This is a genomic window from Variovorax paradoxus (assembly GCF_040544635.1).
In the GTDB taxonomy this organism is placed as follows: Bacteria; Pseudomonadota; Gammaproteobacteria; order Burkholderiales; family Burkholderiaceae_C; genus Variovorax; species Variovorax paradoxus_R.
The window spans coordinates 739,287-752,152 of sequence record NZ_JBEPKJ010000001.1; the positions used below are offsets into that span (position 1 = coordinate 739,287).

A 12,866-nucleotide genomic window follows, 5' to 3' on the forward strand; every position below is an offset into this window, starting at 1 on the left:
GCTCCTCAACCCGAAATGAAAGTAGGCCAGACCTGGATCTGGAGCTTGAGCGCCCAGATGAAGGCCACGTAGCTGCCGGCCGCCAAGATGGTCGACAGCACCAGCACGTCGCGCAGCTTGAAATGCTGGCCGGCCATGCTTGAGATGATGGTGAGCGCGTAGATCGCGACGATCATCCCCATGGCGGGCAACCCGATGCTCGGCAGCCCGCCGAGCAGCACGCCGAAAGCCAGATTGGCGCCGAGCACGAAAGCCAATGGCTTCCAGGCCCATTTGCCGATCGGATCTCCGCCGGCGGTTTCGACCACCATCGCCTGGAACATGATGAATGCCCCGAGCACGGCCAGCAGGATGCCCAGCATGAGCGGGAAGTAGCCGGGGCCCATGCGGGCACCGTCGCCGATGGTGTAGGTGGTGGCACCGATGGCGAAGGCACCGCCTACTGATGTGAACATGACTCCCGAAAAGAAGTCAGCCTGACTCTTTATACGCATTGTCTCGACCCTCTTGATTGGACGGGTGAGGGTCGTCGCCCGCGGCTGACCGTTGGCTGACCGGCGCGGTAAGGACAAATGCGTACAAGGGTGCTCCCAGGGCCTCGCGCAAAAAAGACGAGGAGGGCAGAAACGAAAAAAGCTCCCGAAGGAGCTTTTTTATTTGAGAGCGAAGTCTCGGGGGAAGGGCTTAGTAGCCGCCGCGACCACCGCCGCCGCCGCCGTAACCACCGCCACCACCGCTGCGGCCACCGCCGCCGCCGCCACCACCGTAGCCGCCGCCGCCACCACCACCGTAGCCGCCGCCACCACCGCCAGCGCCGCCGCCGTAGCCGCCACCACCGGTACGGGGGGGACGAGCTTCCATCGGACGTGCTTCGTTCACGGTCAGGGCGCGGCCCTGGAGCGAATGGCCGTTCATGGCTTCAACGGCAGCCAGCGCTTCAGCGTCGGTGCCCATTTCCACGAAACCGAAGCCCTTGGAGCGACCGGTGTCGCGTTCCATCATGACCTTGGCGCTGACGATCGAGCCGAACTCGCCGAAAGCCTGTTCCAGGTCGTTGTCACGCACAGAGTAGGCGAGGTTGCCTACGTAGAGTTTCTTGCCCATTGAGGGACTCCTAATTCAAACCAACAAGACAAAGCGATGGAGTCCCAGAATCACAACAAACAAATGCGCTGTGGCGCGAAACTGACCGATCACCGAATTACGTGCACGGGAGACAAGCTCACAGACACGTAGGCTCGATTATCAATCCGATCCGGCAAAAGCGTGCCGAAATTCGCGGTTATTACGAAACATCACGTCTGGGCGGGCGATTTCGCAACGGTTGGAGCAGGCCGGAAAGCCCATTGTGGTCTATTTCATGCATTAAATGGAGCAGCCTGCCGATCTCACCCGCGGGAAAACCCTCGCGTGCGAACCAATTCAGATAATTGCCCGGCAAATCGGCAATCAACGTGCCCTTGTGCTTGCCGAAAGGCATTTCGAGTGTGACGAGACGCTGCAGGTCTTCGGGTTTCATGGGGTTCAGCCTCCGGCGCGCTTGACCACGTGGCCGTGCTTCGTGAGTGCCGCGATCACCAGTTCGCGGTGATCGCCCTGGATCTCGATGGTGCCGTCCTTCACCGTGCCGCCCGAGCCGCAGGCCGTCTTGAGCTGTTTGCCCATGGCCGCGAGCGCCGCCGCATCGAGCGCCAGGCCCTTGACCACCGTCACGCCCTTGCCTTTGCGGCCCTTGGTCTCGTGCGATACACGCACAATGCCATCGGTGGCCGGAATGCGTGCGTTCGCTGCCTTGCAGCGGCACTGCGCCATCGGCGCGCGGCATTCGGGGCACATGCGGCCGCCGGCCTCGGTGGAGTACACCAGGGCGCTGGCCTGATTGTTTTTCATCGTTGCCATTCGGTCGATCTCTTCTTCATCGCTTCGTTTTTACTGTCTCTCGGTTCATTTTTCTCTGTCTGTTCACATGCCATTCGAATCACTGGGCCTGGCCCCCGCGCTCGTGCAGGCTGCCGCCGAAAGCGGCTATGCCGCGCCGACCGCCATCCAGGCTGCGGCCATTCCCGCGATTCTGCAGGGCCGCGACGTGCGGGGCTCGGCGCAGACCGGCTCCGGCAAGACCGCCGCATTTTCCCTGCCGCTGCTGCAGCGCCTGGCCGGTGAAGCCGCAGGGACGCCGCGCCGCGTGCGCGCGCTGGTGCTCGTGCCCACGCGCGAACTCGCGGCCCAGGTGGGCGAAACCATGCGCAGCCTGGCGCAGCACCTGCCCGAACGGCTCAAGATCGCGATTGCCTTCGGCGGCGTGTCGATCAACCCGCAGATGATGAGCCTGCGCGGCGGGGCCGACATCGTGGTGGCCACACCGGGCCGGCTGCTCGACCTGGTGGACCACAACGCGCTGAAGCTCGGCGCAGTGTCCATGCTCGTGCTCGACGAGGCCGACCGCCTGTTCGACCTCGGCTTTGCCGAAGAACTGGGCCGCATCCTCGCGCTGCTGCCGGCGCAGCGCCAGAACCTGCTGTTCTCAGCCACGTTCCCGCCCGCCATCCAGGCGCTGGCCGACGGCACGCTGCGCGACCCGGCGGTGATCGACGTGCAGGGCGAGCCCGGCACCGAGCCCGCCATCGTGCAGCGCGTGATCGAAGTCGACGCGAACCGCCGCACGCAGTTGCTGCGCCACCTGCTGAAAGAAAACGAGTGGGAGCGCGTGCTGGTCTTCGTCGCCACGCAGCATTCGGCGCAGATCGTGGCCGAAAAGCTCTACAAGAACGGCGTGTATGCCGTACCGTTCCATGGCGACATTGCACAGGGCACGCGCACCGGCATCCTCGCGCAGTTCAAGGAAAGCCGCTGGGACGTGGTGATTGCCACCGACCTTGCGGCGCGCGGCATCGACATTGCGCAGCTGCCCGTGGTGATCAACTACGACCTGCCGCGCTCGCCCACCGACTACATCCACCGCATCGGCCGCACCGGCCGCGCCGGCGAAAGCGGGCTGGCGATCAGCTTCGTGAGCGCGGCCACCGAGGCGCACTTTCGCCTGATCGAGAAACGCCAGGGCCTCAGCCTGCCGCGCGAGCGCATCGAAGGCTTCGAGCCGACCGAGGCCCCCGCGCCGATGGTCGATGCCTCGGGCACCGGCGGCATCAAGGGCAAGCGGCCGAGCAAGAAGGACAAGCTGCGCGCGGCGAATGCACTCGCTGCGGGCCGGCAAGGCGAGAGCGAGCAGAACGACTGACCGCCGGGGCCTAGGGTCTAAAGCCAGCCCATCTGCCGCGCAGCCAACTCCTTCATGATTTCTTCGGCGCCGCCGCCGATCATCATCACCTTCACTTCGCGGTAGACGCGCTCGCTCACCGTCCCGCGCATGAAACCCATGCCGCCCAGGATCTGCACGGCCTGGTCGGCGCAGAACTGCATGGTCTGCGTGGCGTGGTTCTTCAGCATGCAGACCTGCGCGACCCATTCGGGCGCATTGAAGCGGCCGGCCGCTTCGTGCGCATCGCCTTCGGCCGATACGGCTTCGAGCCACGCTTCGGTGGACGTGATGCGCATCTGCATGTCCACGAGCTTGTGCCGCACCGCCTGGTGCTCGATGAGCGCGGCGCCGAAGGTCTTGCGCTCGCGCGCCCAGGCCAGCGCTTCGTCGAGGCAGGCTTGCGCAAACCCGAGCGCGCCGGCTGCAAGGCCGATGCGCTCGCCGTTGAAGTTGCCCATGACCATGCGGAAGCCTGTGCCTTCGTTCCCAAGAAGGTAGCGCACGGGCACGCGCACGTTGTCGAAATGCAGAGCCGCGGTGTCGGAACACAGCCAGCCCATCTTCGCGAGGCGTGTGCGCGTGAGGCCGGCCGCATCGCCGGGCACCAGCAGCATCGAGATGCCCCCCGCACCGCGTTCCTCGCCGGTGCGTACCGCCACCGTGATCCAGTCGGCGCGCATGCCCGAGGTGATGAAGGTCTTCTCGCCGTTCACCACGTAGTGCGCCCCGTCGCGCCTTGCCGTGGTGCGCAGCGCCGCCACATCGGAGCCGCCGCCGGGTTCGGTGATGGCGAGGGCCGCGATCTTCTCGCCGCGCAACACAGGCGGAACCACTTCGCCGCGCACCGCATCGCTCGCATGCAGCACCACGGGCGGCAGTCCGATGTTGTGCGAGAACAGGCTCGCGAGCACGCCGCCGCTTTTTCCGTGGCGCGCGAGCGCGATCCATGCGGGGAGCTTCAGCGAATACGGGGCCGGCGTGCCGCCCAGCGCCTCGGGGTAGCCGAGGCCGAGCAAGCCCAGTTCCGCGGCGCGTGCATACAGCGCACGGGGAAACTCGCCGGCGTCGTCCCAGGCCTGCACGTGCGGCGCGATCTCGCTTTCGGCAAAGCGCCGCACCGTGTCGGCCAGCGCCGCGCGGTCGGCTTGCAGTTCGGCATCCATGTGCGCTTCAGCCGCCGTCAGCCGCGTGGTGGCCGCTTGGCGATGCCCATCGTCTTGGCGAGGATGCCGAGCATCACTTCGTCCGCGCCGCCGCCGATCGAGCCGAGGCGGCCGTCACGGTACAGGCGCGAGACGCGGTTCTCGAGCGTGAAGCCCATGCCACCCCAGAACTGCAGGCAGGTGTCGGCCACCTGCCGCGTGAGCCGGCCGGTCTTGAGCTTGGCCATCGAGGCCAGTTCGAGCACGTCTTCGCCCTGCACATGCAGGTCGCAGGCGCGGTAGGTGAGGGCGCGCAGCGCTTCCACCTCGGTCTTGAGCTCGGCCAGCTTGAACTGCACCCACTGCTGGTCGGCCAGCGTGGCGCCGAACATCTTGCGCTCCTGCGCCCATCCGATGGTCTGCGCAATGCAGTCTTCCATCGGTTCGAGCGAGCTCGCGGCGGCCCACAGCCGTTCTTCCTGGAACTGCTGCATCTGGTAGACGAAGCCCTGTCCTTCCTCGCCGATGCGATAGCGCTGGGGCACGCGCACGTTGTCGAAATAGATCAGGCCGGTGTCGCTCGAATGCATGCCGATCTTGCGGATCTTCTTCGCCTTCTCGATGCCAGGGCTGTCCATCGGCACCATCACGAGCGACTTGTTGCGGTGAGGGCTATAGCCCGCTGCGCTCTGCCCATCGCTGGTGTTGACCAGCATGCACATCCAGTCGGCCTGCAGGCTGTTGGTGATCCACATCTTCTGGCCGCTGACGAGGTAGTCGTCGCCGTCCTTGCGCGCATGGCTCTTGAGGCCCGCCACGTCGCTGCCCGCGCCGGGCTCGCTCACGCCGATGCAGCCGACCATATCGCCCGCAATGGCGGGCGCCAGGAACTCGCGGCGCAGCTCGTCGCTGCCGAAGCGCGCAAGCGCGGGCGTGCACATGTCGGTCTGCACGCCAATGGCCATCGGCACCCCGCCGCAGCTGATGTGGCCCAGCGCCTCGGCCATGGCCATGGCATACGAATAATCGAGGCCCGCGCCGCCGAAGGCCTCGGGCTTGTTGAGGCCCAGCATGCCGAGGTTGCCGAGCTTCTTGAAGACCTCGTGCGCGGGAAAGATCTCGGCTTCTTCCCATTCGTCGACATGCGGATTGATCTCGTCGTCGATGAAGCGGCGCAGCGTCTTCTGTATTTCGAGATGCTCGTGGGTGTACTGCATGCGGTTGTCTCCAGTCAGTCGTTCGGTTCGTCGCCGTTCTTGAAAACGCGCGGCGTCTGCGCGAGGTGAAAGCCGTCGAAAGGCCGCACCGCCGCGCGCTGTTGCGCCTGCGCATCGGGCAGTGCCATCGGCCAGCCCATGCGCACCTGCGGGCGCGCGCCATCCACGCGCAGCACGCTGCCGCTGATGAAGCTCGCGGCCGGGCTCAGCAGGAAGGCGATGGCGGCGGAGGTCTCGGCCTCGTTGCCGAAGCGGCCCGCGGGCACGGTGTTGCGCATGGCGCGCAGCATGTCGCCGGCTTCGGGCGGATAGTGGTCCATGCCGCTCGATGCGATGTAGCCCGGCGCCACGGCATTCACGCGCACGCCGCTCGCGGCCCATTCGAGCGCCGCGGTCTCGGTGAAGCTCACCATGCCGGCGCGCGCGGCGCCGCTGTGGCCCATGTTGGGCATCGAGCCCCACATGTCGGCCACGATGTTGACGATGGCGCCGCCGTGCGCCTGCATGCTCTGCAGAAAGCACTCGCGCGCCACGAGGAAGCCGCCCGTGAGGTTGGTGTGGATCACCGCCTCCCAGCCCTTGGCCGAAATGGCCGCGAGCGGCGTGATGTACTGGCCGCCCGCGTTGTTCACCAGCCCGTGGATGCGCCCGTGCGCGGCCACGATGGCGGCCACCGCGCTGCGCACGGCTTCTTCCTGCCGGATATCGAAGGCCTGCGTGCCGGCCTTGCCGCCGTCGCCGGCGATTTCGGCTTGCACCGCCTCGAGCTTTTCGAGGTTGCGGCCGACCAGCACCACGTGCGCACCGAGAGACGCGAGTTCGTGTGCCGTGCAGCGGCCGATGCCGGAGCCGCCGCCCGTGACGACGATCACCTGGCCGGCGAACAGGCCGGGGGAGAAAACGGAGCGGTACCGGGAAGAAGCGTTCATCGGACGGCTTTCGAAAAATATCGTCGCAAGTGCGGCATCGTCATGCGTCGGCGATTTCCGCCATCACATGGCGCGCGGCCACCTGCGTGCCCACGGCCACATGCAACGCGGCCACCCGGCCGCCGCGCGGCGCACAGTGCATATGTTCCATCTTCATCGCTTCGAGCGTGACGAGCGGTTGGCCGGCGGCCACGGTGTCGCCTTCCGCCGCCAGCAGTGCGATGACGCGGCCGTTCATCGAGGCGCGCAGCAGCCCGTCGCCGGCGGTGGCGTCGTCTCGCGCGACCGCAACGTGCGTGAGGTTGTCGAGCTGAAAGGCCCGGCCGCGAAAGTGAAAGAAGAGGCGGTTCGCCGACTCGCGCGCCACCACGGTTTGTTCGGCCAAGCCATCGCAGGAGAAGCGCACATGCCCGTCACCGGGCAGCGCAAGCAGTTCGATGCGTACCGGCGGCCGGTCGCCGAGGGCGATGTCGAAGCCACACGCACCCAGAGGCTGAACGCGTGCCGCGTGAGGCGTGCCGCCGAGCGCGAAGCGCAGCGCATTCGGCAGCTTGTGCGCGAGCGGCGAAGGCCAGCCTCGGTCTCCGAGTTGAAGCAGCAGCGCGGCCAGCAGCGAGGCGCGGGCTTCAGCCGCGGCGTCGGGTGCGAGCAGGCCGTCGAGCTGTTCGGCGATGAAAGCGGTGGTCGCCCCGCCGCTCGCGAACACCGGATGCGCCAATGCGCGTTGCAGCAACTGCTGGTTCGTCGCGACGCCCAGCGCCACCGTGTCCTGCAAGCCCGTGAGCAGCCGCTGCCGGGCTTCGTCGCGCGTGCGGCCGTGCGCCACGAGCTTTGCAATCATCGAATCGTAGAAGGGCGGCACCGAAGCACCGTCGCGCAGCGCGTGTTCGGTGCGCAGGGCTGGAGCAAGGCGCCACCTGGCGAGCGTGCCGCTTTGCGGCAGAAAGCCCTGCTGCGGATCTTCTGCGCAAAGCCGCACTTCGATGGCGTGGCCGCTGATGCGCACCTCCTGCTGCGTCAGCGGCAGCGGCTCGCCGGCCGCGACGCGCAATTGCAGTTCGACCAGGTCGAGGCCGGTCACGGCCTCGGTCACCGGGTGTTCCACCTGCAGCCGCGTGTTCATTTCCATGAACCAGTACCGCCCCTCGGCATCGAGCAGGAATTCGAGCGTGCCCGCCCCTTCGTAGCCGATGGCTTTCGCGGCCGCCACGGCGGTGGCTCCCATGCGTTCGCGCAAGGCCGCGGACACCGCCGGCGAGGGCGATTCCTCGATCACCTTCTGATGCCGCCGCTGCACCGAGCAGTCGCGCTCCCCAAGGTGGATGACGTGGCCATGCCGGTCGGCGAACAGCTGGATCTCGATGTGGCGCGGCGCGGCGATGGCACGTTCCAAAATCACCGTTGCATCGCCGAAGGCGTGGAGCGCTTCCGATTGCGCGCCTTGCAGCAAATCGGCAAAAGCCTCGGCCGAGGGCACGAGCCGCATGCCGCGCCCGCCGCCTCCGGCCGTTGCCTTGATCATCACCGGCCAGCCGATGCGCGCGGCTTCGGCAGCGAGCGTGGCGGGGTCTTGCCGGGCGCCTTCATAGCCCGGAATGCAAGGCACGCCGGCCGCTTGCATCAGCCGTTTGGCGCCCGCCTTGTCGCCCATTGCGCGAATGGCTTCGGGCGACGGCCCGATGAACACCAGCCCCGCATCGCGGCAGGCCTGCGCGAATTCCGCGTTCTCGGCCAGGAAGCCGTAGCCGGGATGCACCGCCTGCGCGCCGCTCGAGCGCGCGGCTTCGACGACGGCGGCAATGTTCAGATAGCTTTGCGCGGGCAGCGGCTCGCCGATCCACACCGCCTGGTCGGCGTGGCGCACATGTTCGGCATCGGCGTCCACGCTCGAATACACGGCGACCGTGCGGTAGCCCATGGCGCGCGCGGTGCGCATCACGCGCACCGCGATTTCGCCGCGGTTGGCCACAAGAATCTTGCTGAAGCTCATGGTCTTGCCACCGAAAACTGCATCGCCTGCGGCACGCGCGCATCGGCGTCGCGGCACACCGAAAGCACTTCCGCCAGCACCGCACGCGTGTCGCGCGGGTCGATCACGCCGTCGTCGAGCAGCAGCGCGCTGGTGGTGAACACGCTCATCTGCCGCTCGAAGCGTTCGACGATCTGCTGCTGCATGGTGTCGATCTTCGTGCGGTCGACCGTGCCCTTTCTGGCCATGCCCGCCTCCATCACGATGGCCATGGTTTTCGCCGCCTGCTCGCCGCCCATGACCGCGGTGCGCGCGTTGGGCCACGAAAAGCAGAAGCGCGGCGCGAAGCCCCGGCCGCACATGCCGTAGTTGCCCGCGCCGTACGAGGCGCCGCAATGCAGTGTGATCTGCGGCACCGTGGCGCTGGTCACGGCCTGGATCATCTTGGCGCCGTGCTTGATGATGCCGGCCTCCTCGTGCGCGCGGCCCACCATGTAGCCCGTGATGTTCTGCAGGTAGACGATGGGCGTGCGCGACTGGCAGCAGGCCTGGATGAAATGCGTGGCCTTGGTCGCGCCGTCGGAGTCGATGGGGCCGTTGTTGGTGACGATGCCCACCGCGTGGCCTTCGAGCCGGATGTGCCCGCACACGGTGGCGCTGCCGTAGTGCTCGCTGAATTCGAGGAACTCGGAGCCGTCGGCAATGCGCGCGATCACCTCGCGCATGTCGACCGGCTGCCGTCCGTCGCCCGGCATGATGCCGAGCAGCTCTTCGGCTTGGTAGAGCGGTGGGGCGAACTGGCGTGTCGCCTCGCCGCGCGCCCAGTCGATGCCGCCCAGGATCGAGCGCGCGATGCGGATGGCATCGCGGTCGTCTTCCGCCAGGTAGTCGCCGAGGCCCGAGACATGGGTGTGCATCACGGCGCCGCCCAGCTCTTCCTCGGTGGCGATTTCGCCGGTGGCCGCCTTGAGCAGCGGCGGGCCCGCCAGGAAAGCGCGGGTGCGGTCCCGCACCATCACGATGTAGTCCGAAAGCCCCGTCTGGTACGCGCCGCCCGCGGTCGAAGAGCCGTGCGTCACCGTCACCACCGGCAGCCCCGCGGCGGAGAGCCGTGCCAGGTTGCGGAAGATGCCGCCGCCGCGCACGAAGTCCTGCACGCGGTATTGCATGAGATTGGCGCCCGCGCTTTCCACCAGCTGAACGTAGGGCAGCCTGTTTTCGAGCGCAATCTCCTGCACGCGCAACTGCTTGTCGAGCCCCATGGGTTGCAGCGCGCCGGCGTCGATGCCCGAATCGGATGCGCTCACCATGCAGCGCACGCCCGAGACCTGGCCGATGCCCGCGATCACGCCGCCGCCGGGCACGCTCTTGCCGAGGTCTTCGTTGTCGTGGCCCAGCCCCGCGAGCGAGGCCAGCGGCAGAAAAGGCGCGCCGGTGTCGAGCAGCAGCGCGAGCCGTTCGCGCGGCAGCAACTGGCCGCGCCTGGCAAAGCGCTCGGCCGAGGCATTCGAGGCCGCCGCCGAGCGGGCCTCGTGCGCCCGCACCTGCCCGAGCAACGCCAGCATGCCGGCGCGGTGGGCCTGGAAGGATTCGCTGGCCGCGTGCAGCCGGGATTCGATGACGGGCATGGAGGAGTCAGTGCAGATGGCTTTCGCTCTGCACCGACTCTAGGGCGCCGCCGCGCGCCCGGCTTGCGCCAATTAGCTGGTGCGGACCCGGCGCGCCGCAGCGGGTGCGTCCAGGCTGCTTCCCGTGATGACCCAGTAAATGAAGATCAGCACGGCGCCGGCCGTGCCGAACACCGTAAGGCCCATGTAGCTGCCGCCGATGGCGAGCGCATCGGTGGGCGCGGCCGCAATGCAGATCATGCTGGCAGCGCTCATGCCCACGTAGTGCATGGTGCAGACCGCCACGCCCATCACGGCCGCCGCCGCGATCTGGTGGCTGAGCCGGCGCAGGTTGAAGGCCAGCCACAGGGCCGCGCCGGCCGCGGTAATGGCAATGGCCACCGACAGCGCCACGACGTTGGAGTCGAAATCCATCGAGGCGCGCATGTTCATCGCGAACATGCCCATGTAGTGCATCACGCAAACACCCAGGCCCGCCAGCAGGCTGCCGGCCAGCCAGCCGGACTTGCTGAATTTGCGCCGCCCGCCCGCCAGGTACAGCGCAATGCCGGAGATGAGGATGGCCGCCACCAGGGACACGATGGTGAGCGGCACGTTGTACGAAATGCCGACCGGCAGGCGGTAAGCCAGCATGCCGATGAAGTGCATCGACCAGATGCCGATGCCGCCCAGCGCCACGGCGGCGCATGCGACGACCGCGAGGTTGGGTTTGCCGTCGGCACCGACCATGCGCCCCGCGCAGATCAGCGCCACCAAGGAACCCGCGAACGAGATGAGAAACGAGAGCGCCACCAGCCCCAGCGAATACTCGGGCGACAGCAACTGGCCAACAACGAGGGGAGTCATACTTTTCTTCTCCTTGGAAAAGAACGACTCGCACCGTGATTCGGGTGTCGAAAGGGTTGTAACGAGTCGTTCGCCGACCAGTTTGTAATGATTGTTTTTAAAAGTAAACGGAATTCGGTTTGGTTCTGTTTACATCCTTGCGGCTCACCGTTTGGGGCGAATCCGATAGATCGCGTTGTTCCGATCGGCTGCCATGTAGATGGTCCCGTCGCCCCCCACGGCGACGCCTGTCACCACATAAGGCGGCGGCAATCCCGGGCCCGCGGCCAGCCCGATCGGCAGGTTTTCCGCCACGGTGCGGCGCGTACCGTCGGCGGGGTCGATTTCCACCAGCCGGCGTGCCGCGCTTTCGGCCACGATGAAGCTGCCCCACGGCGTTTGCGCCACGCCTTCCGGCAGCGCCAGGCCCTCCGCAATGGCGCGCAGCGGTGCGCTGGCATCGAGCGGAATGCGGGTCAGTTTGCCCGCCGCCTCGGTGACGTAGAGTGCGCCGTCCTGGCCGATGATCATCTGCACTGGGCCGCCCAGGCCGCTAGCGAGCACTTGCTTCTCGGCAAACTTGGGGCCCTTGGCGCGCGTGATGCCGCCGGTGGCAATTTCGGCATAGATCACGCTGCCGTCGTCCATGGGCATGGCGTCGAAGGGCGCCTTCAGGCCGTGGAGGGTCTCGACGGTCCTGAGCGTCTGGCGATCGACCAGCTGAATGGTGCCGGTGAACCACGAGGTCAGCGCAAACAGCTTGCCCGACAGGCCGATGGCGAAAGGGTAGTCGAGCTCGGGGTCGCGCTGCATGCGGAACACGTCGCGCACTTCGCCGCTGCGCACGTCCACTTGCCGGAAGCCGAACACATCGGCCACCCAGAGCGTGTGGCCGTTGATCTTGAGACCCGCCGGCGCCGCGAGCTTGCCGCTGGTGAGCGTGCGCAGCGCGCCCGTGGCGGGGTTGAAGGCCTGTATCTCGTTGTTGGCCATGTTCGAGATGTAGATCGTGCCGTCGGGCGTGTCCCGCGCAATGGCGAGGTTGTCGAGCGACGGCCGCAGTTGCTTTGCGACGGTCTTGCGGCCGGTGGCCAGGTCCACCCGCACCAGCTCGCCGCTGCGCGCATCGACCACCCAGAGGTTGCCCTTGCCGTCGAGGTTGGCCGCGGCGGGAATCTTGAAGCCGTCGGCAATCACGGTCATCTGGCCGTTGGCCGGATCGATCTTCACGACCTGGCCCTTGAACCACAGCGGCCCGTAGAGCATGCCGTCCGGCCCGACCTCGAAGCCGTTGAAGCCGCCCATGTCCTTCTTGATGAGCCGCGGCGGCTTCTGGCCTTCGCGGTCGATTTCCCAGAGCGCGTCGCCAAGGAACACCTGCGAGGCATAAAGCTTGTTGTTGCGGCGGTCGAAATCGAGCGAGTTGAGGCCGGGCAGGTCCTTGGCGAGCACGCGCATCGGCGCGCTGTCGCTCTCGCGGTAGCGCAGCATGCCCATGAGGTAGTTGGTCCACGCCAGTTCGCCCTTGGGGCCGACCGCGATGTCGTCGGCCTGGCCTTCGGGCGCGTCGATCAGCACCTTGGCCGCGCCGGTGGTGCGGTCGACCTCCCACAGCGTGTTGCCGAGCACCGAGCCGGCGAGCAGCCGGCCCTTGGCATCGATAGCCACGCCGTGCACGCCCGAGAATGAAGACGGCGGCACTAGCACCTCGGGCGCGGCCCACGAGACAGGACGCGTGGACGGTGGCGGCGGCGCGATGGTGCTGCAAGCGCCCAGCAGGGCGAGCGTGGCGATCAGCGCTGCGGCGGCGCGGAGCGGGCGACGGGGCATGTCTTCTCCTTCGGGTGGATGCGCGCGCAGTCTAGAAGGAGGAAGGGGATGTGGCGCAGTCTCTCCC

General features: G+C 67.2%; 12 protein-coding genes. 1 reads left to right on the forward strand and 11 read right to left on the reverse strand.

The genetic code is table 11. The annotated features are described in order from the left end of the window. Positions 1 to 5: 5 nt before the first annotated feature. The 4 genes from ABIC94_RS03580 to ABIC94_RS03595 form a co-directional block, all read right to left on the reverse strand. The gene (locus ABIC94_RS03580; RefSeq protein WP_354371355.1) at positions 6 to 494 is read right to left on the reverse strand and encodes a tripartite tricarboxylate transporter TctB family protein; all 489 of its coding nucleotides are present in this window, start codon (positions 492 to 494) and stop codon (positions 6 to 8) included. A gap of 190 nt (positions 495 to 684) precedes the next feature. After that, positions 685 to 1,104, reverse strand: a complete 420-nt coding sequence (locus ABIC94_RS03585) for an RNA recognition motif domain-containing protein (protein WP_354371356.1) — start codon at positions 1,102 to 1,104, stop codon at positions 685 to 687. A 181-nt stretch (positions 1,105 to 1,285) separates the two neighbouring features. Continuing rightward, positions 1,286 to 1,519 (reverse strand): DUF3820 family protein, encoded by a 234-nt coding sequence (locus ABIC94_RS03590; protein WP_126747804.1) that lies wholly within the window; start codon positions 1,517 to 1,519, stop codon positions 1,286 to 1,288. A 5-nt stretch (positions 1,520 to 1,524) separates the two neighbouring features. Then, entirely contained in the window at positions 1,525 to 1,899 is a 375-nt protein-coding gene (locus ABIC94_RS03595; RefSeq protein WP_354371357.1) for a translation initiation factor Sui1, read from the reverse strand. 67 nt (positions 1,900 to 1,966) lie between these two features. On the opposite strand from ABIC94_RS03595, the gene ABIC94_RS03600 reads away from it, so the two are divergent. Then, positions 1,967 to 3,238: a DEAD/DEAH box helicase gene (locus ABIC94_RS03600; RefSeq protein WP_354371359.1), complete on the forward strand. Its 1,272-nt coding sequence runs from the start codon at positions 1,967 to 1,969 to the stop codon at positions 3,236 to 3,238. Positions 3,239 to 3,255: 17 nt separating this feature from the next. Here ABIC94_RS03600 and ABIC94_RS03605 read toward each other — a convergent pair whose 3' ends face one another. From ABIC94_RS03605 to ABIC94_RS03635, 7 genes are all read right to left on the reverse strand, one after another. Continuing rightward, on the reverse strand, positions 3,256 to 4,422 hold the full coding sequence (locus tag ABIC94_RS03605; RefSeq protein WP_354371361.1) for an acyl-CoA dehydrogenase family protein: 1,167 nt from the start codon (positions 4,420 to 4,422) through the stop codon (positions 3,256 to 3,258). Positions 4,423 to 4,439: 17 nt separating this feature from the next. Then, positions 4,440 to 5,618 (reverse strand): acyl-CoA dehydrogenase family protein, encoded by a 1,179-nt coding sequence (locus ABIC94_RS03610; RefSeq protein ID WP_354371362.1) that lies wholly within the window; start codon positions 5,616 to 5,618, stop codon positions 4,440 to 4,442. Between the two features lie 14 nt (positions 5,619 to 5,632). Beyond that, positions 5,633 to 6,547, reverse strand: coding sequence for an SDR family oxidoreductase (locus ABIC94_RS03615; protein WP_354371363.1), 915 nt, complete (start codon positions 6,545 to 6,547; stop codon positions 5,633 to 5,635). Positions 6,548 to 6,587: 40 nt separating this feature from the next. Then, on the reverse strand, positions 6,588 to 8,537 hold the full coding sequence (locus tag ABIC94_RS03620) for an acetyl/propionyl/methylcrotonyl-CoA carboxylase subunit alpha (RefSeq protein WP_354371364.1): 1,950 nt from the start codon (positions 8,535 to 8,537) through the stop codon (positions 6,588 to 6,590). Continuing rightward, the gene (locus ABIC94_RS03625; protein WP_354371366.1) at positions 8,534 to 10,144 is read right to left on the reverse strand and encodes an acyl-CoA carboxylase subunit beta; all 1,611 of its coding nucleotides are present in this window, start codon (positions 10,142 to 10,144) and stop codon (positions 8,534 to 8,536) included. Before ABIC94_RS03625 ends, ABIC94_RS03620 begins: the two co-directional genes overlap by 4 nt. Positions 10,145 to 10,216: 72 nt before the next feature. After that, the gene (locus ABIC94_RS03630; RefSeq protein WP_354371367.1) at positions 10,217 to 10,990 is read right to left on the reverse strand and encodes an MHYT domain-containing protein; all 774 of its coding nucleotides are present in this window, start codon (positions 10,988 to 10,990) and stop codon (positions 10,217 to 10,219) included. Positions 10,991 to 11,134: 144 nt separating this feature from the next. After that, on the reverse strand, positions 11,135 to 12,799 hold the full coding sequence (locus ABIC94_RS03635; protein ID WP_354371368.1) for a hypothetical protein: 1,665 nt from the start codon (positions 12,797 to 12,799) through the stop codon (positions 11,135 to 11,137). Between the last annotated feature and the right edge of the window lie 67 nt (positions 12,800 to 12,866).